Origin of the sequence: Streptomyces sp. Ag109_G2-15 (assembly GCF_900215565.1) — a bacterium.
GTDB classification, from domain to species: Bacteria; Actinomycetota; Actinomycetes; order Streptomycetales; family Streptomycetaceae; genus Streptomyces; species Streptomyces diastatochromogenes.
This window is the reverse complement of the sequence record NZ_OCNI01000001.1, coordinates 3210731-3232304: the sequence shown is the minus strand read 5'-3', so window position 1 is coordinate 3232304 and position 21574 is coordinate 3210731. Positions and strand designations below refer to the sequence as shown.

Sequence of the window (21574 nt, the reverse complement as noted above, 5' to 3'; positions counted from 1 at the left end):
TGCGTCCGCGGCGTGCGCCGCCCTCAATTACGACACTGCTGTCTTAAATTAAGACACGCCTGTCGTAAACTGCCAAGGTGTCAGCGTCCACAGCTTCGGAAGACAGGCCACGCAAGCGGCGCCCCTACGCCCCACGCGTCCCCCTCGCGCAACGCCGCGCGCAACTGCTCGACGCGGCCCTCGCCGTGATCGTGAGCGACGGCTACGACCGGGTCTCCATCGACGCCATCGCGAAGCGGGCCGATGTCGCGCGGTCGGTGGTCTACGGCGCCTTCGAGAACCTCGACGCCCTGCTGAGCGCCCTGCTCGACCGGCAGCAGGCACGCGCCTTCGCACGACTGCTCGAGACGATTCCCGACACCGGGGACCTGCGCGACCCCGCCGCGTTCGTCTCCGAAACCGTGCGCCGGATGTCCACGATGCTCCACGAGGACCCGGATACGTGGCGGCTGATCCTGCTGCCCCCCGGCAACATGCCCACGGTCGTCCGCGACCGCATCGAGGCGGACCGGGAGCGGTTCCGGCTCCGGGTCGAGGCATGGCTGTCGCTCGTCCTGGCCGACCGGAGTGATCCGCGGCTCGACCCGCAAGTCCTCGCCCATGCACTCGTCGCCTGCGCGGAACACTTCGGCCGCCTCGCCCTCACCGACCCCGGCAAGTTCGACCCGCCACGTCTGATCGGCCAGGTACAGGTCATCCTCGGCGCCGTCTGGCCGCGGACGCGTTGACGGCAGGTCAGCGGAGAACAGCAACCTCAGCGTCGCGAATCTACCCCTCGACGAACGTGACGGTCTCGTCGAGCGGCGCCCGGTCCGTACGGGGTGAACTCACCGTGACATCCTCGAGCCCGATCGACATGCCGCAGAAGAGGACGAGTTCGTCCGGTGGTGACAGGACCTCCGCGACCGTCTTGCGATACACCGACCACGCCATCTGCGGGCAACTGTGCAGCCCTTCGGCGCGGAGCAGCAGCATGACGGTCTGCAGATACATGCCGACGTCGGACCATTGAGGCCGGCCCATGTCGCCGTCGATGTAGCAGAACAGGGCGGCGGGCGCGCCGAAACAGTCCCAGTTCGCGGCGGCGGCCCGCTGGCGCGCCTCTTGAGCTCGGCCAGCGGCCCACCGGTCAGCACGTAGGCGCGCCACGGCTGGAGATTCGATCCGGACGGCGCCCAGGCCGCGGCGGGGCTGGGACAGGACACGCAGGAGGCCGGGATGTCAGGAGAGCCAGTCGGTGTAGCGGGTGGGGGCGAGGTGGGCGTTCTTGTCGGTCAGGACGTCGCCCTTGACGACGGCGAACATGCCGGCGGTGGGGTCGACGACGACGGTACGGCTGTCCCCCTTGTGGGACAGGGTGATCCGGCCCAGCTCGTCCAGGCTGAAGATCTCGGGGCCGGCGATGTTGCGGATGCCGTTCAACGGGGTTCCGGCGGCGACCTCCGCCACCGCGGCGGCCACGTCTTTGGAGGCAATGGGCTGGATGGGCGTGGCGGGCAGCCGGACGGTGTCGGCGTCCGCGGTCCAGGACAGGACCGCGTCCATGAAGTCCATGAACTGCGTGGCCCGGACGATCGAGTAGGGGATCGGCCCGGCCGCGAGGATCTTCTCCTGGAGCGCCTTGGCGCGGTAGTAGTCCAGCTCCGGCACCTGGTCCACGCCGACGATCGAGAGGATGACGAAGTGGCCGACGCCGCCCTTGTGGGCCGCGGCCAGGAGGTTGTCCATCGAGGTCTGGAAGAAGGCCGGGGAGGCTTCGTCGAAGGTCGGGGAGTTCGTCAGGTTGACGACGACGTCGGCTCCCGCCACCGCCTCGTCCAGTCCCTGGCCGCTGATGATGTCGACTCCGGTGGACTTCGAGTGCGGTACCGCCTCGTGTCCGGCGGCGTTCAGGTCCTTGACGACCTGCGACCCGATCAGCCCGGTACCGCCGATGACTGCGATCTTCATGACATTCCTTTCGCCGGGATTACATGCGCAATATGGCATATGAACCGCTATATGGGTGCGGTATGAAACGGCTCGTTGATCGACCAATGAGGTACGGCGTCAGAGACCGTCGACGAACGTGACCGTCTCGTCGAGCGGCGCCCGGCCTATGCGGGCGTCGCCCACTGTTGCGTCTTCGAACCCGATCGACATGCCACAGAAGAGGGTGAGTCCGTCCGGGGGCGACAGGACCTCCGCGACGGTCTTGTGAAACTTCGCCCAGGCCATCTGCGCGCAGCTGTGCAGCCCTTCGGCGCGGAGCAGCAGCATGACGGTCTGCAGATACATGCCGACATCGGCCCATTGGGGCGAACCCATGTCCTTGTCGATGTAGCAGAACAGGGCGGCGGGCGCGCCGAAGCAGTCCCAGTTCGCGGCAGCGGCCCGCTGGCGCGCCTCCAGGTCCTCACGCGCGATGCCGAGCGCACCGTAGCGCTGCTCGCCGAAGGCGGATCGGCGCTCGCGGTACGGAGACTTCAGCGCGGGCGGATACATCTCGTACTCCGGTGCGTCCCAGGGGTCGCCCGAGGCCAGGCGCTCGCCGGCACGCTTCTTGAGTTCGGCCAGCGGTGCGCCGGTCAGCACATAGGTGTGCCACGGCTGGATGTTCGATCCGGACGGCGCCCAGGCCGCGGCGGACAGCACGCGCTCCAGCGTCTTCCTCGGGACAGGCTGGTCGGTGAATCGACGCACCGCTCGTCGGCTCGTGACCGCCTCGTAGACGTCCACGATCACGCGCCTCCATCTACTCAAGGGGTCCATGTTCGTTACAGTGAATATAGTATCACTCGATACCATCTCGCATGCAACCATCATCGAGGAACTGGAGGCGGCTCCTACGCGCCGGGCACCCGGAACCCGGCCATGTCAGAGCTGGTCCCCCTCTACGAAGCCGTGCGGAGGGAGGACTCGGTCCGTCGGCAACAACACCCTGGCCAGTCGCCCGCGCTTACGCCTCGTCGCCTGAGGGATGGGCAAGCCGGGTCAGCAGGGCCGCCAGTTGCTCGGACTCGCCGGGTCCCAGTTCGGCGATCAGCCGCTCAGCCAGCGGCCCCGCAGCCACATGGGCCGCGTCGAAGAGTTCGAGTCCCTGAGGCGTGATCTCCACTGCTCGCGCCCGCCGGTCCCCCGGAACGGCCTTCCGTACGGCCAGACCCTTCCGCTCCAGGTCGTCCACGACCCGCATGATTCCCGCCTTGTCCGACCCCGTCGCCGCCACCAGGTCCCGCTGCACCGTGGGCCCGTGGTTGACCAGCTCGATCAGCACCGCGAAATGCCGCAACTCGACGCCGAGCGGACGAAGCGCCTCCCCCATCACCGCCGCCGCGTGCCAGTGCGCCCGGCGCAGCAGCAAGCCGAGAGCGAAAGGCGAGGCATCCCCGGGGCGGTCAGTCGCACGCGAGGCGGTGGTTCGGTGAGGAACGTCGGCGGCCATGAACCCAGGCTACTTCAATCGATACGGTATCGTTTGAAACGAAATCGGGCTGCGCGGCGGCGCCCTGGTCCCGGCCGGCATCGGGCCGGCGAGCGATCGTGAACCCTGGTCAAAACGAAGAGGACCCCAGCTCGTTCGTGCACTGAGCTGGGGTCCTTCCCGTAGGCCCTGTGGGACTCGAACCCACAACCAATGGATTAAAAGTCCACTGCTCTGCCAATTGAGCTAAGGGCCCAGGCGATGTTGCCTGTCCGAGCATAGCCGGACGAGGCCGTGTCTCCGATCGGGTATCGAGGACGCGGCCACGTCGGGAGGGTGAAGGTTACTTTTCGACCGGTTCGGGGGAGCGGGTGGCGTGGGTCGGGGCGAGGAACCAGTGGCGGGCCGAGGCCAGCCACCAGGTGGCGGCGAAACCGAGGACGACCAGGACGGCGACCGGGGCGTAGTTGAAGGTCTTCCAGGTGACCGGGGAGACCTGGGGGAGCATGAAGAGGATGGTGATCAGCGCGACCCAGGTGACGGAGACGAGTCCGATGGGGACGGACCAGCGGCCCAGGTGCCAGGGCCCGCGTTCGAAGGCGTCGCCCTTGCGGACGCGCAGGAGGGTCGGGATGACGTAGGCGATGTAGAGGCCGATCACCGCGATCGAGGTCACCGCCGCGTAGGCCGTGGAGTTGATGAGGTAGGGGAGGCCGAGGGCCAGGGCGGCGAGTGCGGCCAGCCAGACCGCGGCCACGGGGGTGCGGGTGCGGGGGCTGACCGTGTGCCAGATGTGCGAGAAGGGCAGCGCGCCGTCGCGGGAGAAGGCGTAGATCATGCGGCTGTTGGCGGTGACCGAGGCCATGCCGCAGAAGAGCTGGGCGCCGATCACGACCAGGAGCAGGAGCTTGCCCGTTGTCGCGCCCAGTGCGTCCAGGAGGATCTGGGCGGGGGGTGCGCCGGTCGGGGACGTCAGCTCCTCGCCGTAGGACTGGATCGCGAAGGTGAAGCCCAGGAGGAGGACGAAGCCGGCTATCCAGGACGTCCAGATCGAGCGGACGATGCCCTTCGGGCCCGCCGTGGACGCGTCGTGGGTCTCCTCCGTCATGTGGGCGGAGGCGTCGTAGCCCGTGAAGGTGTACTGGGCCATGAGGAGGCCCAGCAGGACGACGTAGACCCCGTTGCCCCAGCCCGTCTCGTTGACGAACTTCGTGAACACGAAGGACGCCGACTGGTGGTGGTCGGGGACGAACGCCAGTGCGCCGACGATGACCGCGACCCCGAGCACGTGCCACCACACGCTCACGCTGTTCAGGAACGCGACGATCCGGACGCCGAAGGTGTTCAGCAGGCCGTGCAGGAGCAGGATCGCCGCGAAGAGCAGGACCGTGCGACCCGGGGTGACCTCGAAGCCGAACTGGAGGTTCAGGTAGGCGCCGAGGAAGGACGCCGCGCCGAAGTCGATGCCCGCCGTCACCGCCACCTGGCCCAGCACGTTGAACCAGCCCGTGAACCACGCCCAGGCCGCCGCCGAGCGCGGGGGCGCCAGGCGGTGGGCCCAGAAGTACAGGCCCGCCGAGGTGGGATAGGCGGAGCAGATCTCGGCCATCGAGAGGCCCACGAACAGGGTCATCAGGCCGACCGCCACCCAGCCCCAGGTGATCACCGCGGGGCCGCCGGTGATCATGCCGAAGAGGTAGAGGGTCAGGCAGCCGGAGAGGACCGAGATGATCGTGAAGGACACGGCGTAGTTCGAGAACGCCGACATACGGCGGGCGAGGACCTGGGTGTAGCCGAGCTGGGCCAGTCGTTCCTCGTCCGACAGCCCGGCCGCTCCACTGCTCGCTCTTGCGTCTTCTGTCATGTCCCCAGCGATTCCCTCGCGGGCTTCGTGACATGCGTCACAAGGGTCTCGCTCTAGCGTGGATTCCGGATCCGTGGCCGCCGAGCTCCACCCCCGTCGTCCGGCGGCCACGGATTCCCTGGTCACACCGGGCACAGGCATGCCGCTCCCGCGCTCTCCGCCCCCGGTTCCTCCACCGAAGAGCCCCGAAGACCCGGGCCCGGCATGCACGGAAACCGCCGCTCACGGCCGCAGACGTCAGGAAGTACGGATGAACACACGCGTGGATCTGCTCACCAAGGAATTCCCGCCCGCCGTCTACGGCGGCGCGGGCGTGCACGTCACCGAGCTGTCCCGGCAACTGCGCACCCTGGTCGACCTGCGGGTGCGCTGTTTCGGCGAACCCCGCCCCGATCCAGGGGTGTTCGCCTACCCGGAACCCCGGCTGGCGGACGGAGCGAACGCCGCGCTGCGCACCCTCGCCGCGAACGTCGAGATGAGTGCCGCGTGCGAGGGCGCGGACCTGGTGCACAGCCACACCTGGTACGCGAACGCCGCGGGGCATCTGGCCCGGACCGTGTACGGCATCCCGCACGTGGTGACCACGCACAGCCTGGAGCCCCTGCGGCCGTGGAAGGAGGAGCAGCTGGGCGGCGGCTACCGCCTTTCCTCGCTGGTGGAACGTACGGCCGTGACGGCGGCGGACGCCGTGATCGCCGTGTCGCAGGGGATGCGCGAGGACGTCCTGCGCGTCTACCCGGACGTCGATCCCGAGCGGGTGCACGTCGTGCACAACGGCATCGACACCGAGGCGCACCGGCCCGATACGGGTACGGCCGCGCTGGAGCGGTACGGCGTCGACCCGGAGCGCCCGCTCGTGCTCTTCGTGGGACGGGTGACCCGGCAGAAGGGCCTGCCCCAGCTGCTGCGCGCCGCCTTCGAGATCGATCCGGCGGCCCAGCTGGTGCTGTGCTGCGGGCAGCCTGACACGCCCGAGATCGCGGCGGAGACGGCCGCGCTGGTCGACGAGCTGCGGCGGATCAGAGGGGGTGTCGTCCGCATCGACGGCATGCTGGACGCCGTCTCGCTGCGCCAGTTGCTGACGCACGCCTCCGTGTTCGTCTGCCCTTCGCTGTACGAGCCGATGGGCATCGTCAACCTGGAGGCGATGGCCTGCGGTACGGCCGTGGTGGCCACCGCCACCGGGGGGATACCCGAGGTGGTCGCGGACGGTGTCACGGGGCTGCTGGTGCCGATCGAGCAGGAACAGGACGGTACGGGCACCCCGCTGGACGAGAAGCGCTTCGCCTCCGACCTCGCCGCGGCGGTGAACCGGCTGCTGGCCGAGCCGGCGCTCGCCCGCACGATGGGCGAGGCGGGGCGGGTGCGGGCCCGGGAGCACTTCTCCTGGCGGGCTGCCGCCGAGCGGGTGCTGGACGTCTACCGCCGGGTGCTGGCGTGAGGGGCCGGAGAGCGCCGGCCGCCGCATGACGTCGAGGACGGGGTCCCGCCGCTGGTGGGGCCCCGTCCTCGTTCTCTTTCCGCGGCTCTCCGCGGTCGCCGTTCGCGTCAGCCGCGCGCGGCGAGGTCCTCCTTGATGAAGTCCGCGGCGCGCTCGCCGATCATGACGGCCGTGGTGTGGGTGTGCGCCGAGACGATCGACGGCATGACCGAGGCGTCGGCCACCCGCAGCCCCTCGATCCCGCGCACCCTCAACCGGGCGTCCACCACGGAGAGTTCGTCGATGCCCATCTTGCAGGTGCCCGAGTAGTGGTGGAACGAGCCGGTGTTGTGCGCCACCCAGTCCCGCAGCTCGGCGCGGGTCTGGACATCCGGTCCGGGCGCGACCTCGCGGACGCCCCACTGGCTGGTGAACGCCTTGGAGCGGAACACCTCACGGGCGATCTCGGTGATGTCGGTGGCCCGCTCCAGGTCGGCCCGCTCCCCGTAGAAGTTGGGGTTGACCCGGGGCCGTACCGTCGGGTCGGCACTGGCCAGTCGTATCCAGCCGCGCGAGAGCGGGCGGATCACGGCCGGCAGCATGATGACCAGCCGCGGGTCCACCTCGTCCTGCACCGAGACCGACGAGGTGCTGCCCGTGCGCTTCCACTCCATGAGCTTCTCGATCAGCTTCTCGCCCCACGGCGCGCGCGGCAGGAACCACAGTTCCATGTCGGGGGCGGGCAGGCCGGGCTGTGAACCCCAGTAGAGCGCCGGCTCGTTGATGACGCCCTCGGCGGGACCGGGCTTGTCCATGTAGCCGGTGGGCCCGATGACCAGCGGGTGGTTCTGGTAGTTCTCACCGACGCCGGGCAGGTCGGCGACGACGTCGATACCGAAGGAGGTCAGCTGCTTGGGGTCGCCGATGCCGGACAGCAGCAGCAGCTTGGGCGACTCGATGGCGCCCGAGCTGACCACGACCTCCCGCTCGGCCCGTACGGTCTTGCGCTCGCCCTCGTGGAGGTACTCCACGCCGACGCACCGGGTCCCCTCGAACAGCAGCCGGGTCGCGGTCGAGTCGGCCCGCACGGTGAGGTTCGTGCGCGCGCGGGCGGGGTCGTAGTAGGCGGTGCGGACGCCGTTGCGCTTGCCGTCCCGGAGGTCCAGGTGGTGCCAGCCGACCCCGAAGCGGTCCACGTTGACGTCCGCCACCTCGGGGTAGCCGAGTTCGACGCAGCCGTCGACGAACGCCTGGGAGACGGGGTTGCCCTCGTCCCCGGTGTTGACGACGTTGATCGGGCCGCCCTGCCCGGCCGTCGGGTTGGTGCCGTCCTCCTGGTTCTCGATCCGCTGGAAGTACGGCAGCACGTCCTTGGCGGACCAGCCGGCGGCGCCCTGGTAGGCCCAGGTGTCGTAGTCGGCGTCAGGACCCCGGTTGTGGATCATGTGGTAGATGTTCGAGCTGCCGCCCACTCCGCGACCGGCCGCCGAGTAGACCGTCTCGCCGCCGAGAGCGGGCTGCGGCTCGGTGAGGTAGGACCAGTCGAACTCGCTCAGATTGGTCTGGGACCACAGTTCGGGTACTTCGAGCAGGCGGTCGTCCTTGGCGCTGCCGGCCTCGATGACCAGCACGGAGACGTCCTCCAGCTCACTGAGCCGGGTGGCCGTCACCAGACCGGCGGTTCCGCCGCCGACGACGACGAAGTCGTAGGTCTCGGTCATGGCTGTCCTCTCCCTGGTTGCCTGGTGGATGGTTCGCATGGGCCGCGCCGCCCGCTCAGGCGCCGGCCCCGATCAGGTCCGCCGCCTTCTCGCCGATCATCACCACGGCGGCGTTGGTGTTGCCCGTGGTGATGGCCGGCATGACGGAGGCGTCGGCGATCCGCAGTCCGTCCACCCCGTGCACCCGCAGCCGGGCGTCGACCACGGAGCCGCCGTCCAGGCCCATGCGGCAGGTGCCGACCGGGTGCCAGACGGTGGAGGCGGACTCGCGGACGTAGCGGGCGAGTTCACCAGGGGAGGTGACGTCCACGCCCGGGGCGAGTTCGCGGCCGCGGAACGGGGTCAGCGCCCGGGTGTGGGCCAGCTCGCGGGCCAGCGTGATGCCCCGGACCAGGACCTCCAGGTCCTCCTCGGCCTCCAGGTAGTGCGGGTCGACCACGGGCGGCGCGAGCGGGTCGGCCGAGGCCAGCGTGACCGTGCCCCGGCTGCGCGGCCGGGCGAGGATGGGGGCGAAGGTGAAGCCGGGCGCGTCCGTCTTGTAGCGCTCGTCGACGAACTGCACGGGCCCGAAGAAGTACTGCAGGTCCGGTACGTCGTCCTCGCCGGTGGGCCGTGCCGTGGTGAACAGGCCTGCCTCGGCGAGGAGTTCGGGGGCGGGCAGCTCCCGCGGGCTCTCGTAGGCGACCCCGAACAGCAGGTGGTCCTGCAGGTTCTGGCCCACCCCCGGCAGATCGACGACCGGGTCGATGCCGTGGCCGCGCAGCTCGGCGGCGGGGCCGATCCCGGAGAGCAGGAGCAGCCGCGGGGTGGCCAGCGCGCCCGCCGACAGCACGACCTCGGCCGTGGCGACGGCGGTGTGCCGCTCGCCGTCGCGCAGGTACTCGACGCCGGCCGCGCGGCCACCCCGCAGCACCAGCCGGGTCGCCGTCGCACCCGTGACGACGGTCAGGCGGGGGTCGCCCAGCACCGGGTGCAGATAGGCGACCGCGGTGCTGGCCCGGCGGTCGTCCTTGGTGCGCGTGGACTGGTAGAAGAACGCGGTGTTCTCCTGGCGTTCGGCGTTGTAGTCGCCCGGGCGGTCGAAGCCGAGTTCGCCGGCGGCGGCCACGAAGGCGCGGGACACCTCGGCGGGCCGCGCGTACGGCACGACCGAGAGGGGACCGTCCGCGCCCCGGTACCGGGAGGCGCCCTCCTCGTACGACTCGGACCTGCGGAAGTACGGCAGGACGTCCTCGTACCCCCACCCCTCGTTGCCGAGGTCCCGCCAGCCGTCGAAGTCACGGCGGTTGCCGCGCACGTACATCATCGCGTTGACGGAGCTGCCGCCGCCGAGCATCCTGCCCTGCGGGACGGGAATCGTCCGGCCGCCCAGACCGGCCTGCGGGACCGTCTCGTAGCCCCAGACCGTCCCCTGCGGCCCCCACAGGGAGACCATCGAGGGGATGTCGGTGCGGTGCACGGCCTCGGCGTCGTCCGCGCCGCCTGCCTCCAGCAGCAAGATCCGGGCATCGGTCCGCTGCAGCAGCCGTGCGGCCACGACGCATCCGGCGGAGCCGGCGCCCACCACGACGTAGTCGTAACTCTCCTCGTTCTGCATGGGGGCTCCTTACGGCAGCTGCGGCGTCTCCGTGAACGTGGGCAGCAGCTTGGTCTCCTGGAAACTCGGAATGAGGTCGACCACCAGGTATTCCAGGTAGTACTTGCCCCACATCGTCTGCCACAGCGGGAACGTGCCGTCGAAGTTCTCGCCGCGCACTCCGGCGAGCTTCGCCTCCAGGTCCCAGATCAGATCGTCGAACTCCTGGTTGCTGAAGGGGAATCCGAAGGATTCCGCGGCCTGGATCACCTCGTCCTTGCTGCGGTGCTTGAGGGAATCCAGCAGGTCCGGTCGCACGGCGACCGTGCGCAGGAACTCGATCACGTTCTTGCTGCTCATCGGAGTGCGGCTCCGTTCGTCTCGGCGAGGGTGCGCAGTTCGTCGTCGGTGTGCCGGGCGACCACCCGGTCCAGCAGGTAGCCGAGGTGGGTCTGGCCCCACATCGCGCGCCACAGCGAGCTGTTGCCGTCCACCGGCTCCGCGTCCTTCTCGATGATCACGCCCATTTCCAGCTGGGAGACGACCTCGGCCATCTCCTCGGGGGTGAACTCGAATCCCTCGTTCTTGGCGTGGAAGACCAGCTGGCTCAGATTGCGCGACTCGTACGCGGCACGCTTCGCCGGATCGTCCCGGGCGGCCAGGAGGAATTTCACGAAACTCTGCTGGGACATGTGCGCCCTCCGCTGGAAAACTCCGGTGCGCACGGAATGTGCGCCGGAATGAGCCTGGCCGGAAAGGGTGCTTGTCCGCAAAAGTCGGGACGAGACTTCCTGAATTACCGGTCCGTCGCGGCGTCGCCCGCGGATTTCCGGGCGCTTTTGGGCAGGCGCGGCAGGTGCACGAAGAGGACCCGCCGGCCGGTGGAGACGATCCAGTACTCGAAGGCGTTGAGACCGACCAGTACCAGGGCCACCAGGACGCCGGTGACGAACAGCGGCAGACGGGGGGCGAGCGGGACCAGCGCGAGGCAGAGCAGGGCCGCGGAGAACCGGCTGACTCCGGCCGCGCCGAACATGCGCCAGCGGGAGTAGCAGAAGCCGAACAGGTACAGCGCGGCGCCCGGGGCGAGCAGCAGCCCGGGCAGGCCGTGCGGGGGCCCGAACGGGTCGACGCACAGCTTCTTCAGGCCCACCGCCACGCAGATGATGGCGGTGACGTAGATGAAGTGGCCGTAGTTGAAGACGTCCCGGACGATGCGGGCCTGGACCGGGTCGGTGCGCAGGCTGTGCCGCACCGCGGCGGCGCCGAAGTGGAAGTAGCTCCACCACAGGCCGAGGATCACCACGAAGCTCACCGCGAGCGAGGCGAACTGCGCGGCGCCGAGCGGGCTGCCGGAGACCTTCGTGCCGACCGACATCACGGTCTCGCCGAGCGCCATGATGATGACCAGGCCGAAGCGTTCCGGCAGGTGGGAGGTCTCGAACCGCATCCGGTCCAGCCGGTGGCCCAGCAGCACCGGTACGGCCACCTCCAGCACGGCCGCGCCGGCCCACGCCAGGGTGCGGGCCGGCTCCGGGAGCAGTCCGCCGGCCAGGAACACCGGGCAGACGACCAGCAGGTTGATGCCGAAGGGCTCCACCCGCAGGTCGCCGAAGAGCGGCAGCCGCCGCATCCCGGCCCACAGCAGCAGCCGCATGGCGACGTAGCAGAGCGGGAACAGCAGTCCGTGCCCGCCGTAGGCGTGCGGCACCGCCACCGTCATGGCGAGACCGCAGGCCCCGAGGGCGAAGAGCAGGAAGCGGCCCGAGGGCCGGTCCAGCGCCTCGCCCGCGGAGTTGCCGACCAGGGTGGCGCTGGTCCAGCCCCACCACAGAGGGACCAGCAGCACCAGGGTGCGCAGCAGCTCCATCGGGCCACCCGCGGTGCCCAGGCTCGTGGCGATCTGCGTCAGCGCGAACACCCACACCAGGTCGAAGAACAACTCGGCCCAGGTGACGCGCTGTTCGGCGCCCTGCTCCGCCGGCCCCGCGTCCTCGGTGCCGGCGATGTCCACGTCCGCGTCCGGGTGGTAGGCGGAGTCCCGGTCGTCCGTCTCCACGCTCATGAGGGTCTCAGTCGGCCTTCAGCTCGGGCGGGTAGAGGAAGTAGTTGGCCGCCGACGCCGCCTGCGCGCCCTCGTGGACGGCCGCCGTGACCTGGTGGGAGTGCAGGGCGGTGAGGTCGCCGGCCGCGTAGACGCCGGGTACGGAGGTCTTCTGCTCGGAGTCGACCTGCACGTAACCGCTGGGCGCGAGCCCGACGCCGAGCTGCCGGGCGAGCCCGGTCTCCGGGGTGGCGCCCTGGATGGAGAACAGCGCGTCCAGTTCCAGCCGGAGGCCGCGGCGGGTGAGCACCGCGGAGAGCAGGCCGTCCTCGCCCTCGACCTCCTTGATCCGGTCGTGCACCACGGGGATCCCGGCTCGCTCCAGCCGCCGCCGGAACTTGGGGCTGATCTCGTCGCTGCGGCTGTTGGTCAGCAGCCGCACCCGGTCGGTGAGGCTGTGCAGCTGCATGGCCTCGCCCGCGGCCGCGTCGGTGTGGCCGACCACCAGGATGCTCCGGCCCCGGTTCTCGTACCCGTCACAGGTGATGCACCAGAACATCGAGCGTCCGACGTACGACTCCCAGCCCTCGAAGTGGGGGAAGTGGTCGAGCACTCCGGTGGCCAGCAGCAGCGACCGGGCCTGCCAGGAGTGGCCCTGGGAGCGGACGGTGAAGCCCTCGACCGCGTTGCCCTCGGCCTGGGTGATCAGGTGGTGCACCACCCGGGCGTTGGGGTAGCGGGAGAGCTGCTCCAGGCCCAGCTTGCGCAGGTCGACGGTCGGGATGCCCGAGGGGAATCCCAGGTAGTTGTGGTTGGTCTGGTGGTGGGTCGAACGGCCGTGGCCGGTGTCGAAGACCAGGACCTCGCGGTTGTAGCGGGCCAGGTAGAGCGCCGCGGACAGGCCGGCCGGGCCTCCCCCGACGACGATGGTGTCGACCGGCTGCCCGGCCTCGGACCGTGTGCTGGCGGGCGTTGCCAAGTCCCCTCCCTGAATGGTTCCGTTCCGGCGGCCGACGCTAACCGGGGGGCGCGGAAGGGGCCCAACGATCCGGGCGGACAATCTGAAGTCGGGCCGGGCGGCGGACCTCAGATAGCCCGAGCGGAATTCTTGCCGGTGCCCGGCGGCCCCGGATTGAGTCGTGAACTCCCCATGTCCACCTGCTTCTAGGCGGGAGCTCTCATGCGCGCGAGTGTCATTCACGGCCACCGGGACGTCCGGGTCGAGGAGGTTCCCGACCCTCGGCTCCGCTATCCCACCGACGCCCTGGTGCGGGTCACGCACGCCTGTGTGTGTGGCAGCGATCTGCTGGGCTACCGCAATCCGGCGCCGCGTCCGCGGAGCCAGCGCACGGGCCACGAGTTCATCGGCGTGGTCCAGGCGGTCGGCTCCGCGGTCACCACCCTGCGCGAGGGCGACCGGGTCATCGCGCCGTTCACCTGGTCCGACGGCGTCTGTCCGCACTGTGTCGCGGGGCTGCACACCTCCTGTGTGCGCGGCGGCTTCTTCGGCCAGCCCGGTTCCGACGGCGCGCACGGCGAGGCGGTCCGGGTGCCCTTCGCGGACGGAACGCTGGTGACGGTGCCCGAGGACGCCGAGGCCCCGCCGACCGCGCTGCTCGCCCTGTGCGACGTGATGGGCACCGGCCACCACGCGGCGCTGTGCGCCAAGGTGCGGCCGGGAGCGACGGTGGCCGTGGTCGGTGACGGCGCGGTCGGGCTGTGCGGGGTGCTGGCCGCCCGGCGGCTCGGGGCGGAGCGGGTCATCGTGCTCAGCAGCCACCCGGACCGGGCCGCGGTCGCCCGGCGGTTCGGGGCGAGCGACATCGTGACCGAGCGGGGCGAGGCCGCCGTGGAGTCGGTACGGGAGCTGACCCGGGGGCTCGGCGCCGAGGCCGTGCTGGGTGCCGCGGGCACCGGCGAGGCCCTGCACACCGCGCTGGGCATCGCGCGCGACGGCGGCGCGGTGGGCTTCGTCGGGGTGCCGCGCGACGGCAACGAGGGCATCGACTTCCGCCAGATGTTCCGGCGCAACGTCGCGCTGAGCGGGGGCGTGGCTCCGGTCCGCGCCCACATCCCCGAGCTGCTGGCCGACGTGGTCGCCGGCCGCCTAGACCCCTCCCCGGTCTTCGACCTCACCGTCAAGCTGGACGGGGTGCCGGAGGGCTTCCGGGCAATGAACGAGCGACGGGCCATCAAGACGCTGATCGAGTTCTGATACGGGTCGAGGGCTGATCGGGCGCCATGAGCGCGGCGGGCCTGGTCACGCGGCGGGCCCGGCCACACCACAGGCCGGTCGCGCCGCGAGCCCGGTCGCCGGCAACGCCAGTGGCCGGCATCAGCACAGGCCCGGTCACCAGCAACGCCGGTGGCCGGGCCTGTCGCCGTCGTGGTCGGCCGCAGGGCTCAGCGGAAGTCGGGGCCGTGGGTGCGGGTTCGCTTCAGTTCGCTGAAGCCGGGTGTGGCGGAGACCAGGACCACCCCGTCCCACAGGCTGCCCGCCGCCTCGCCCCGCGGAGTCGGGGTGACGACCGGGCCGAAGAACGCCACCTGCCGGCCGCCCTCGTCAGGACCCTCCAGCGCGATGACGGGCGTGCCCACGTCGTCGCCGACCAGCGCCACCGCCGCCCGGTGGGACTGGCGCAGCGCCTTGTCGTGCTTGAGAAGGGTGAGGTGGTCGGCGAGGGAGAGCGGCAGCCCGACCTCGGCCAGCGCGTCCTCCACCACCTCCCGGTTCTGGGGCAGGCCGCGCTGGTGGAAGCGGCTGCCGAGGGCGGTGTAGAGCGGACCGACCAGCTCGGCGCCGTACTCCTGCTGTGCCGCGGCGCAGACCCGGGCCGGGCCCTGTGCGTCGAGCAGCATCTGCTGGTAGGCGCGGGGCAGCCGCGGGTTCTCCTGCAGGATGGCGAGGCTCATCACATGCCAGCGGGTCCACACCGGCCGGACCTGCTCGACCTCCAGGATCCAGCGCGAGGTCATCCAGGACCAGGGACAGATCGGGTCGAACCAGAAGTCGACGGTACGCGGCTCAGTCGTGTTCATGTTCTCCTCCGGGGCGCGGCGGATTGCGCGCGGGGGCGGGCCGGGGGCAACGACCGCCGCGCCGGTCACCGTGCGGGACGTCGGGCGGACGTCCCGTGCGGTAGCCGGCGACGGCGGTCCGCCCAGGTCAGGACTGGGACGTCGGAGTACGGCCGGGCAGCAGGGCGAGCGCCCCGAGCGTGGCCAGCACCGCGAAGCCGGCCGAGCCGAACAGCGCCGTGCGGTAGCCCTCGGTCAGCGCGGCGGGCAGCGCGCTGCCGTCGCCGACGGCGTCCGCGGTGGCGGAGCCGGCGACCGTGACCAGGATGGCGAGGCCGAGGGCGGCGCCGACCTGGTTGGCGGTGTTGAACAGGCCGGAGGCGAGGCCGGCCTCCTCCTCGGTGGCCTCGGCGGTCGCGGCGACCGTGGCGCACACCCAGACGGTGCCGCCGCCCAGGCCGGTGAGCACCTCGGGGCCGAACTGCTCGACGAAGAAGGCGCCCTGGTCGATCTGGGTGGCCCACAGCGTGCCGGCGACCACCAGCAGGGTGCCGATGATCGTGGTGCCGCGCAGGCCGAGCTTGGGCAGGACGCGGCCCACGTTGGTGGCGGCGATGACGACGCACAGGGCGAGCGGCACCAGCGCCAGACCGGACTTCAGCGGCGAGAAACCGCGCACCAGCTGGGTGTAGAGGGTCAGGAAGAAGATGGCGGGGATGACGGCCATCGGGATCAGCCCGCCCACGAGGTTGGCGCCGCGCAGCGTCTTCTTGCGGAAGATGCCCAGCGGGACCAGGGGCTGCCTGAGGCGCGACTCCAGCACCACGAAGCCGACGAGCAGCACCAGCGCCAGCCCGCCGAGTCCGAGGGTGCGGCCGGAGGTCCAGCCCACCTTCTCCGCCTCGACCAGGACGTAGACCAGCAGCGCCAGGCCACCCGTGCTGAGGACGGCACCGGCGAGGTCGAAGCCACCGGAGGACCGGGCCTCGGCGCGGTCGCCCGGGAGCAGCTTGCCCGCGAGGAGGATCGCGCCGAGGGCGATGGGGACGTTGACGTAGAAGACGGCGGACCAGCCGAACCAGTCGGTGAGCAGACCGCCGAGGATCATGCCCGCGGCACCGCCCGCGCCGGAGACCGCGCCGTAGACGCCCATGGCCTTGTTGCGCTGCTGCTGCTCCTCCTCGGTGCCGTTCGGGAAGACCGTCATCAGCAGGGACAGCGCGGCGGGCGCGGCGAACGCGGACGCCAGACCCTGCAGGGAGCGGGCGGCGATCATGATGGCGGGCGAGCCGGCCAGCGCGCCGAGCAGCGAGGCCGCGGCGAACAGCAGCAGGCTGGCGGCGAACAGCTTGCGGCGGCCCACCAGGTCGGCCAGCCGGCCGCCGAGCATCAGGAAGCCGCCGAACAGCAGCAGGTAGGCGTTGGTCACCCAGGACAGGTCGGCCTGGGAGAAGCCGAGATCCTTGCCGAGCGAGGGCAGCGCCACCGCGACGATGGTGGAGTCCAGGACGAGCATGAACTGGACCGCGACGAGTAGTGCCAGTGCCGCGCCAGGGCGCCGGACCACTGGGTTGAGCGAAGTCTCAGTGACCGCTGGAGCGGACATGAGAGTAACCCCCAGAGTTGAGTAGGTGAGCGAAGCGGCAACCGAAAGTAGCCACGGCCCCCGGGGTGGGGGCAAAGAACGCGTCCCGACAACTTGAAGTCGGCTTGTTGCGGGCGCGACTTGGGGCGCCGGGCGCCCCTCAGATGTCCCCGGCGAGTTCCAGTTCCGCGTGGACCGCGCCGAGGCAGCGGTTCATGACGACGCTGAGCCCGCCGGACTCGGCGATCTCGTGGGCCCGGTCGGAGACGATGCCCAGCTGCAGCCAGAGGGCACGGGCCCCGATGGCCACGGCGTCCCGGGCCACGTCCGGTGTCTCGGGCGCCGGCCTGAAGACGTCGACGATGTCGACGGGTTCGCCGATGTCGAGGAGCGAGGGGACGGCGGGCACGCCGAGCACCTCGCTGTGGTGCGGGTTGACCGGGATGACCCGGAAGCCCTTGCGCTGGAGGTAGGCCGGTATCTCGTGCGCGGACTTGCCGGGTTCGGCCGAGGCACCCACCACGGCGATCGTGCGCGCCCCGCTCAGGATGTGCCGGTACTCGTCCCACAGGCGTTCGGTCATGGGTGCCTTCCGTTCTCGTGTCGGGTGGGCGGTGCGGTGGCGGGTTCCGCGGCCGGCCGCAGGGGCCGCAGCCAGACGACGCCGAGCGGCGGAAGGGTGATCTCGGTGCTCCACTCGACGCCCTGCCAGGGGCGGGAACGTGCGGTCAGCGGGCCAGAGTTGACCACGCCGGAGCCGCCGTAGCGGGCGGCGTCGGTGTTGAGGATCTCCGTCCACTCGCCGCCCGCCGGCAGGCCGATGCGGTAGCCGTGGCGCACGGTGGGCTGGAAGTGGTACACGCACACCAGGGGGCTGCCGTCGGTGTCGTAGCGGACGAAGGAGTAGACGTTGTCGTCGGTGGCGTCGGCGTCCAGCCAGCGGAAGCCCGCGGGGTCGGCGTCCAGGCTCCACAGGGCGGGCAGCCCGAGATAGTGCGCGTTGAGGTCGCGCACCAGGTCCCGTACCCCCGAGTGCGCGGGCTGGGCCAGCTCCGCCCAGTCCAGGCCGCGCTCGTGCGACCACTCGCTCTCCTGGGCGAACTCCTGCCCCATGAACAGCAGTTGCTTGCCGGGGAAGCCCCACATGAAGGCCAGACAGGCCCGCACGTTGGCGAACTTCTGCCAGCGGTCGCCCGGCATCCGGCCGAACAACGAGCCCTTGCCGTGCACGACCTCGTCGTGGCTGATGGGCAGCAGGTGGTGCTCGGCGTACGCGTAGACCATCGGGAAGGTCAGCGCGTGGTGGTGGTAAGACCGGTGCACCGGGTCCCTGCCCAGATAGGACAGGGAGTCGTGCATCCAGCCCATGTTCCACTTGAGCCCGAAGCCCAGCCCGCCGAGGTCGGTACGCCGGGTCACGCCGTCCCAGGCCGTGGACTCCTCGGCGATGGTGATCACGCCGGGGCAGCAGCGGTGGACGGCGGCGTTCATCTCCTGCAGGAACTCCACCGCCTCCAGGTGCTCCCGGCCGCCGTACGCGTTGGGCAGCCAGCCGCCGTCGGGGCGGGAGTAGTCGAGGTAGAGCATCGAGGCGACGGCGTCCACCCGCAGGCCGTCGATGTGGAACTCCCGGCACCAGTACAGGGCGTTGGCCACCAGGAAGTTGCGTACCTGGTCGCGGCCGTAGTCGAAGACGAGGGTGCCCCAGTCGGGGTGTTCGCCGCGGCGCGGGTCGGGGTGCTCGTACAGGGCGGTGCCGTCGAACCGGGCCAGCGCCCAGTCGTCCTTCGGGAAGTGCGCCGGCACCCAGTCGACGATCACGCCGATGCCCGCCCGGTGCAGGGCGTCGACGAGGAACCGGAAGTCGTCGGGGGTGCCGAGCGCGGACATGGGCGCGTAGTACGAGGTGACCTGGTAGCCCCAGGAGCCGCCGAAGGGGTGCTCGGCTACGGGCAGGAACTCCACGTGGGTGAAGCCCAGCGCCTTGAGGTAGCCGGGGAGTTCGGCGGCCAGCTGGCGGTAGGTGCGGCCGGGCCGCCAGGAGCCCAGGTGCAGCTCGTACACGCTCATCGGCGCCCGCTGGGCCGGCCGCCGGCCGCGCTCGGCCATCCAGGCGGCGTCGTTCCAGCGGTGTCGCGAGGTGAACACCACCGACGCGGTGCCGGGGGCGGGCTCCGCCGACCGGGCCAGCGGATCCGCCTTGTGCCGCCAGACACCGTCGTGCGCGAGGATCTCGTACTTGTAGCGGCAGCCGTCGCCGACGCCCGGCACGAACAGCTCCCACACGCCCGAGGCTCCGAGCGAGCGCATGGGGTGCCCGGTGCCGTCCCAGTGGTTGAAGTCGCCGACCACCCGGACCGCGCGGGCGTTCGGCGCCCAGACCGCGAACGACACACCGGAGACGGACTGGTGCTCGCGGACGTCGGCCCCGAGGACCGTCCACAGCCGCTCGTGCCTGCCCTCGGCGATCAGATGCAGGTCGAGTTCTCCGGGCACGGGTACGAACCGGTACGGGTCGTCCGTCTCGAACTCGCCCTGCGGATAGCGCACCCGCAGCCGGTACTCGGGGATGCCCGGGCCGGGCAGCGTCCCGGAGAAGACACCGCCGCCCTCGTGGGCCAGTTCGGCCAGGACACCGCCCGCAGGGTCCACGGCCCACACGGCCCGCGCGAGCGGCTTGAGGACGCGCAGGGTGACGCCGCCGGGTCCCGGGTGCGGGCCGAGCAGGCTGTGCGGATCGCTGGACTCGCCGGTGGTCAGTCGCCTGAGGTCGGTGGCGGACAGCCGGGCGGGGGCGGTCCGGACGGGGTGCGCGGTTGCTACCGGGTTCACGAGAGGGCCGTCCTGTCCGTGATGATGTGGGCGACCTGGTGCCGCGGGTCGAGGCGTACGTAGTTCTCGCGGCCCCAGCGGTAGGTCTCGCCGGTCAGCGCGTCGTGCGCGTCGAAGGGCTCGGCGCGGTCGAGGCCGAGGGCGGGCAGGTCGAGGAAGACCGTCGCCTCCCGCACGCTGTGCGGATCCAGGTTGAGCACGACCAGGACCCAGTCGTCCCCGGCGCGCTTGGAGAAGCAGACGACCGCGTCGTTGTCCACGCGGTGGAAGCGCAGGTTGCGCAGCCGGCGCAGGGCGGGGTGGGCCCGGCGCAGCCGGTTGAGGGCGGTGATCAGCGGGACGAGGGTGTCGCCGGCCGCCTCGGCCGCCTTCCAGTCGCGGGGCCGGTACTGGTACTTCTCCGAGTCCAGGTACTCCTCGCTGCCGGGTCCGGCGGGCACGTTCTCGTACAGCTCGTAGCCCGAGTAGACCCCCCAGGTGGGGGCGGCCGTCGCCGCGAGGACGGCACGGACGGCGAAGGCCGCGCGGCCGCCGTACTGCAGGAAGGCGTTGAGGATGTCCGGGGTGTTCACGAAGAGGTTGGGCCGCAGGTAGGCCGCGCTCTCCTCGCCGCCGAGACCGGCGAGTTCGGCGAGGTAGGACTCGACCTCCTCCTTGGAGTTGCGCCAGGTGAAGTAGGTGTACGACTGGTGGAAGCCGACCCGGGCCAGGCTGTGCATCATGGCCGGCCGGGTGAACGCCTCGGCCAGGAAGATCACGTCCGGGTCGGTGCGGTGCACCGCCTCGATGAGCCGCTCCCAGAACCACACGGGCTTGGTGTGCGGGTTGTCCACGCGGAAGATCCGCACCCCGTGCGCCATCCAGTGGTGCAGGATGCGCAGACACTCCGCGTACAGCCCGTCGGGGTCGGCGTCGAAGTCGAGCGGATAGATGTCCTGGTACTTCTTCGGCGGGTTCTCGGCGTAGGCGATCGACCCGTCGAGCCGGCGGCGGAACCAGTTGGGGTGCTCGGTCACCCAGGGGTGGTCGGGCGAGCACTGCAGCGCGAAGTCGAGCGCCACCTCCAGGCCCAGCTCGCCGGCCCGGGCGACGAAGTGGTCGAAGTCGTCCAGCGTGCCCAGGTCCGGGTGGACGCTGTCGTGGCCGCCGGCCGGTGAGCCGATCGCCCAGGGCGATCCCGGGTCGTGCGGGCCCGCGGAGAGGGTGTTGCCGGGGCCCTTGCGGTGGGTGGTGCCGATCGGATGGACCGGGGGCAGGTACACCACGTCGAAGCCCATCTCGGCGATGGCCTCCAGCCGTTCCGCCGCGGTGCGCAGGGTCCCGGAGCGCGCCGGCTCCAGCACCCCCTCGGTGTTCACCGTGGCCGGCACCGCTCCCTCCGAGCGCGGGAAGAACTCGTACCAGGACCCGAACAGCGCGCGCTCGCGGTCCACCCGCAGCGGCAGTTCCTCGGAGGAGGTCAGCAGCTCGCGCAGCGGGCGGGCGGCCAGCAGGGCGGCCGGTTCCGGGTCGAGCACGGCGGCGAGCCGGTCGTCGGGGCCGAGCGTGCCGTCCAGGAGCCGGGCCCGGGCCGCGGTGAGCACGCGGCGGGCCCGCTCCGGGTCGGCGGCCGGGGCATCGGGTCCCGTCCCGCCGGGGATGCCCGGCAGCCGGTCGAGCACCCGCTGCAGCAGCTCCGCCCCCTCCTGCAGGACCGGTTCCACGTCGATCCGGGCCGGGATCTTGATCTGCGCGATGTGCCGCCAGGTGGCGACCGGATCGGCCCAGGCCTCGACCCGGTACGTCCACTCGCCCTCCCGGTCGGCCGCGACCAGGGCCGTGTACCGGTCGGTGCCCGGCGCGAGCAGCCGCATCGGCGTCCAGGGGCCGGACGCGCCGTCCGGGTCGGTCAGTACGACGTTCGCGGCGACCGCGTCGTGGCCCTCCTTGAAGACGGTGGCGGACACCTCGAACAGCTCGCCGGGTACGGCGCGGGCGGGGCGGCGGCCCGCGTCCACCTGAGGGCGCAGGTCCCGCACGGGGATCCGGCCGACGGTGGGCACCAGCCGGCGGGCCTCGGGCTTGCCTTGCATGTTCATGCCTCCTGGCACGGAAGAGCGGTCGTGGACGTG

Annotated in this window: 18 protein-coding genes, 1 tRNA gene and 1 pseudogene; 3 read left to right on the top strand and 17 right to left on the bottom strand. The window is 71.1% G+C overall.

Going from position 1 to position 21574, the window contains the following annotated elements; genetic code table 11:
- The first annotated feature begins 77 nt into the window (after positions 1-77).
- A complete protein-coding gene (locus tag CRP49_RS14440; RefSeq protein ID WP_097253723.1) occupies positions 78-728 on the top strand; it encodes a TetR/AcrR family transcriptional regulator in 651 nt (216 codons plus the stop codon).
- A 40-nt stretch (positions 729-768) separates the two neighbouring features.
- Here CRP49_RS14440 and CRP49_RS14435 read toward each other — a convergent pair.
- The 6 genes and pseudogenes from CRP49_RS14435 to CRP49_RS14410 all read right to left on the bottom strand — a co-directional run bounded on the left by CRP49_RS14435 (position 769) and on the right by CRP49_RS14410 (position 5267).
- Positions 769-1220, bottom strand: a pseudogene (locus CRP49_RS14435) (nitroreductase).
- A 1-nt stretch (position 1221) separates the two neighbouring features.
- Positions 1222-1950, bottom strand: coding sequence for an SDR family oxidoreductase (locus CRP49_RS14430; protein WP_097253722.1), 729 nt, complete (start codon positions 1948-1950; stop codon positions 1222-1224).
- Between the two features lie 99 nt (positions 1951-2049).
- Complete coding sequence (locus CRP49_RS14425) at positions 2050-2718, bottom strand: nitroreductase (protein WP_097257359.1); 669 nt, start codon at positions 2716-2718, stop codon at positions 2050-2052.
- A gap of 220 nt (positions 2719-2938) precedes the next feature.
- Positions 2939-3343, bottom strand: coding sequence for a MarR family winged helix-turn-helix transcriptional regulator (locus CRP49_RS14420; protein WP_257033401.1), 405 nt, complete (start codon positions 3341-3343; stop codon positions 2939-2941).
- Positions 3344-3586: 243 nt separating this feature from the next.
- Positions 3587-3659 (bottom strand) — tRNA-Lys (locus CRP49_RS14415).
- Between the two features lie 87 nt (positions 3660-3746).
- Positions 3747-5267, bottom strand: coding sequence for an amino acid permease (locus CRP49_RS14410; RefSeq protein ID WP_097253720.1), 1521 nt, complete (start codon positions 5265-5267; stop codon positions 3747-3749).
- Positions 5268-5517: 250 nt separating this feature from the next.
- On the opposite strand from CRP49_RS14410, the gene glgA reads away from it, so the two are divergent.
- Positions 5518-6708, top strand: a complete 1191-nt coding sequence (gene glgA / locus CRP49_RS14405) for a glycogen synthase (RefSeq protein ID WP_097253719.1) — start codon at positions 5518-5520, stop codon at positions 6706-6708.
- A 107-nt stretch (positions 6709-6815) separates the two neighbouring features.
- Here the strand turns inward: glgA and CRP49_RS14400 are convergent, their stop codons facing one another.
- From CRP49_RS14400 to CRP49_RS14375, 6 genes are all read right to left on the bottom strand, one after another.
- Entirely contained in the window at positions 6816-8408 is a 1593-nt protein-coding gene (locus CRP49_RS14400) for a GMC family oxidoreductase (RefSeq protein WP_094218865.1), read from the bottom strand.
- A 55-nt stretch (positions 8409-8463) separates the two neighbouring features.
- Positions 8464-10005: a GMC family oxidoreductase gene (locus CRP49_RS14395; RefSeq protein ID WP_097253718.1), complete on the bottom strand. Its 1542-nt coding sequence runs from the start codon at positions 10003-10005 to the stop codon at positions 8464-8466.
- A 9-nt stretch (positions 10006-10014) separates the two neighbouring features.
- Positions 10015-10344 carry a Nif11-like leader peptide family natural product precursor gene (locus CRP49_RS14390; protein ID WP_097253717.1) on the bottom strand — a complete coding sequence of 110 codons (330 nt, stop codon included), beginning with the start codon at positions 10342-10344 and terminating at the stop codon, positions 10015-10017.
- Positions 10341-10676, bottom strand: a complete 336-nt coding sequence (locus CRP49_RS14385) for a Nif11-like leader peptide family natural product precursor (RefSeq protein WP_094218862.1) — start codon at positions 10674-10676, stop codon at positions 10341-10343. Before CRP49_RS14385 ends, CRP49_RS14390 begins: the two co-directional genes overlap by 4 nt.
- 104 nt (positions 10677-10780) lie before the next feature.
- Positions 10781-12049: a low temperature requirement protein A gene (locus CRP49_RS14380; RefSeq protein ID WP_097253716.1), complete on the bottom strand. Its 1269-nt coding sequence runs from the start codon at positions 12047-12049 to the stop codon at positions 10781-10783.
- A gap of 7 nt (positions 12050-12056) precedes the next feature.
- The gene (locus CRP49_RS14375; RefSeq protein ID WP_179851614.1) at positions 12057-13007 is read right to left on the bottom strand and encodes an NAD(P)/FAD-dependent oxidoreductase; all 951 of its coding nucleotides are present in this window, start codon (positions 13005-13007) and stop codon (positions 12057-12059) included.
- A gap of 201 nt (positions 13008-13208) precedes the next feature.
- Here CRP49_RS14375 and CRP49_RS14370 point away from each other — a divergent pair, with 201 nt between their 5' ends.
- Complete coding sequence (locus tag CRP49_RS14370) at positions 13209-14243, top strand: zinc-binding dehydrogenase (RefSeq protein ID WP_097253715.1); 1035 nt, start codon at positions 13209-13211, stop codon at positions 14241-14243.
- 188 nt (positions 14244-14431) lie between these two features.
- Here CRP49_RS14370 and CRP49_RS14365 read toward each other — a convergent pair whose 3' ends face one another.
- From CRP49_RS14365 to CRP49_RS14345, 5 genes are all read right to left on the bottom strand, one after another.
- On the bottom strand, positions 14432-15067 hold the full coding sequence (locus CRP49_RS14365; protein ID WP_097253714.1) for a disulfide bond formation protein DsbA: 636 nt from the start codon (positions 15065-15067) through the stop codon (positions 14432-14434).
- A gap of 127 nt (positions 15068-15194) precedes the next feature.
- Positions 15195-16613 carry a DHA2 family efflux MFS transporter permease subunit gene (locus tag CRP49_RS14360; protein ID WP_179851613.1) on the bottom strand — a complete coding sequence of 473 codons (1419 nt, stop codon included), beginning with the start codon at positions 16611-16613 and terminating at the stop codon, positions 15195-15197.
- 178 nt (positions 16614-16791) lie between these two features.
- On the bottom strand, positions 16792-17214 hold the full coding sequence (locus tag CRP49_RS14355) for a CoA-binding protein (RefSeq protein ID WP_097253712.1): 423 nt from the start codon (positions 17212-17214) through the stop codon (positions 16792-16794).
- On the bottom strand, positions 17211-19463 hold the full coding sequence (glgB, locus tag CRP49_RS14350) for a 1,4-alpha-glucan branching protein GlgB (RefSeq protein WP_179851439.1): 2253 nt from the start codon (positions 19461-19463) through the stop codon (positions 17211-17213). The genes CRP49_RS14355 and glgB overlap by 4 nt, the downstream gene beginning before the upstream one ends.
- On the bottom strand, positions 19460-21541 hold the full coding sequence (locus CRP49_RS14345) for an alpha-1,4-glucan--maltose-1-phosphate maltosyltransferase (RefSeq protein WP_179851612.1): 2082 nt from the start codon (positions 21539-21541) through the stop codon (positions 19460-19462). Before CRP49_RS14345 ends, glgB begins: the two co-directional genes overlap by 4 nt.
- Positions 21542-21574: the final 33 nt, after the last annotated feature.

Excerpts from the sequence above, each read along its gene's own strand:
- CRP49_RS14430 (WP_097253722.1), bottom strand. The coding sequence starts at position 1,950 with ATGAAGATCGCAGTCATCGGCGGTACCGGGCTGATCGGGTCGCAGGTC.
- CRP49_RS14410 (WP_097253720.1), bottom strand. The coding sequence starts at position 5,267 with ATGACAGAAGACGCAAGAGCGAGCAGTGGAGCGGCCGGGCTGTCGGAC.
- glgA (WP_097253719.1), top strand. The coding sequence starts at position 5,518 with ATGAACACACGCGTGGATCTGCTCACCAAGGAATTCCCGCCCGCCGTC.
- CRP49_RS14400 (WP_094218865.1), bottom strand. The coding sequence starts at position 8,408 with ATGACCGAGACCTACGACTTCGTCGTCGTCGGCGGCGGAACCGCCGGT.
- CRP49_RS14395 (WP_097253718.1), bottom strand. The coding sequence starts at position 10,005 with ATGCAGAACGAGGAGAGTTACGACTACGTCGTGGTGGGCGCCGGCTCC.
- CRP49_RS14390 (WP_097253717.1), bottom strand. The coding sequence starts at position 10,344 with ATGAGCAGCAAGAACGTGATCGAGTTCCTGCGCACGGTCGCCGTGCGA.
- CRP49_RS14385 (WP_094218862.1), bottom strand. The coding sequence starts at position 10,676 with ATGTCCCAGCAGAGTTTCGTGAAATTCCTCCTGGCCGCCCGGGACGAT.
- CRP49_RS14380 (WP_097253716.1), bottom strand. The coding sequence starts at position 12,049 with ATGAGCGTGGAGACGGACGACCGGGACTCCGCCTACCACCCGGACGCG.
- CRP49_RS14370 (WP_097253715.1), top strand. The coding sequence starts at position 13,209 with ATGCGCGCGAGTGTCATTCACGGCCACCGGGACGTCCGGGTCGAGGAG.
- CRP49_RS14365 (WP_097253714.1), bottom strand. The coding sequence starts at position 15,067 with ATGAACACGACTGAGCCGCGTACCGTCGACTTCTGGTTCGACCCGATC.
- CRP49_RS14355 (WP_097253712.1), bottom strand. The coding sequence starts at position 17,214 with ATGACCGAACGCCTGTGGGACGAGTACCGGCACATCCTGAGCGGGGCG.
- CRP49_RS14345 (WP_179851612.1), bottom strand. The coding sequence starts at position 21,541 with ATGAACATGCAAGGCAAGCCCGAGGCCCGCCGGCTGGTGCCCACCGTC.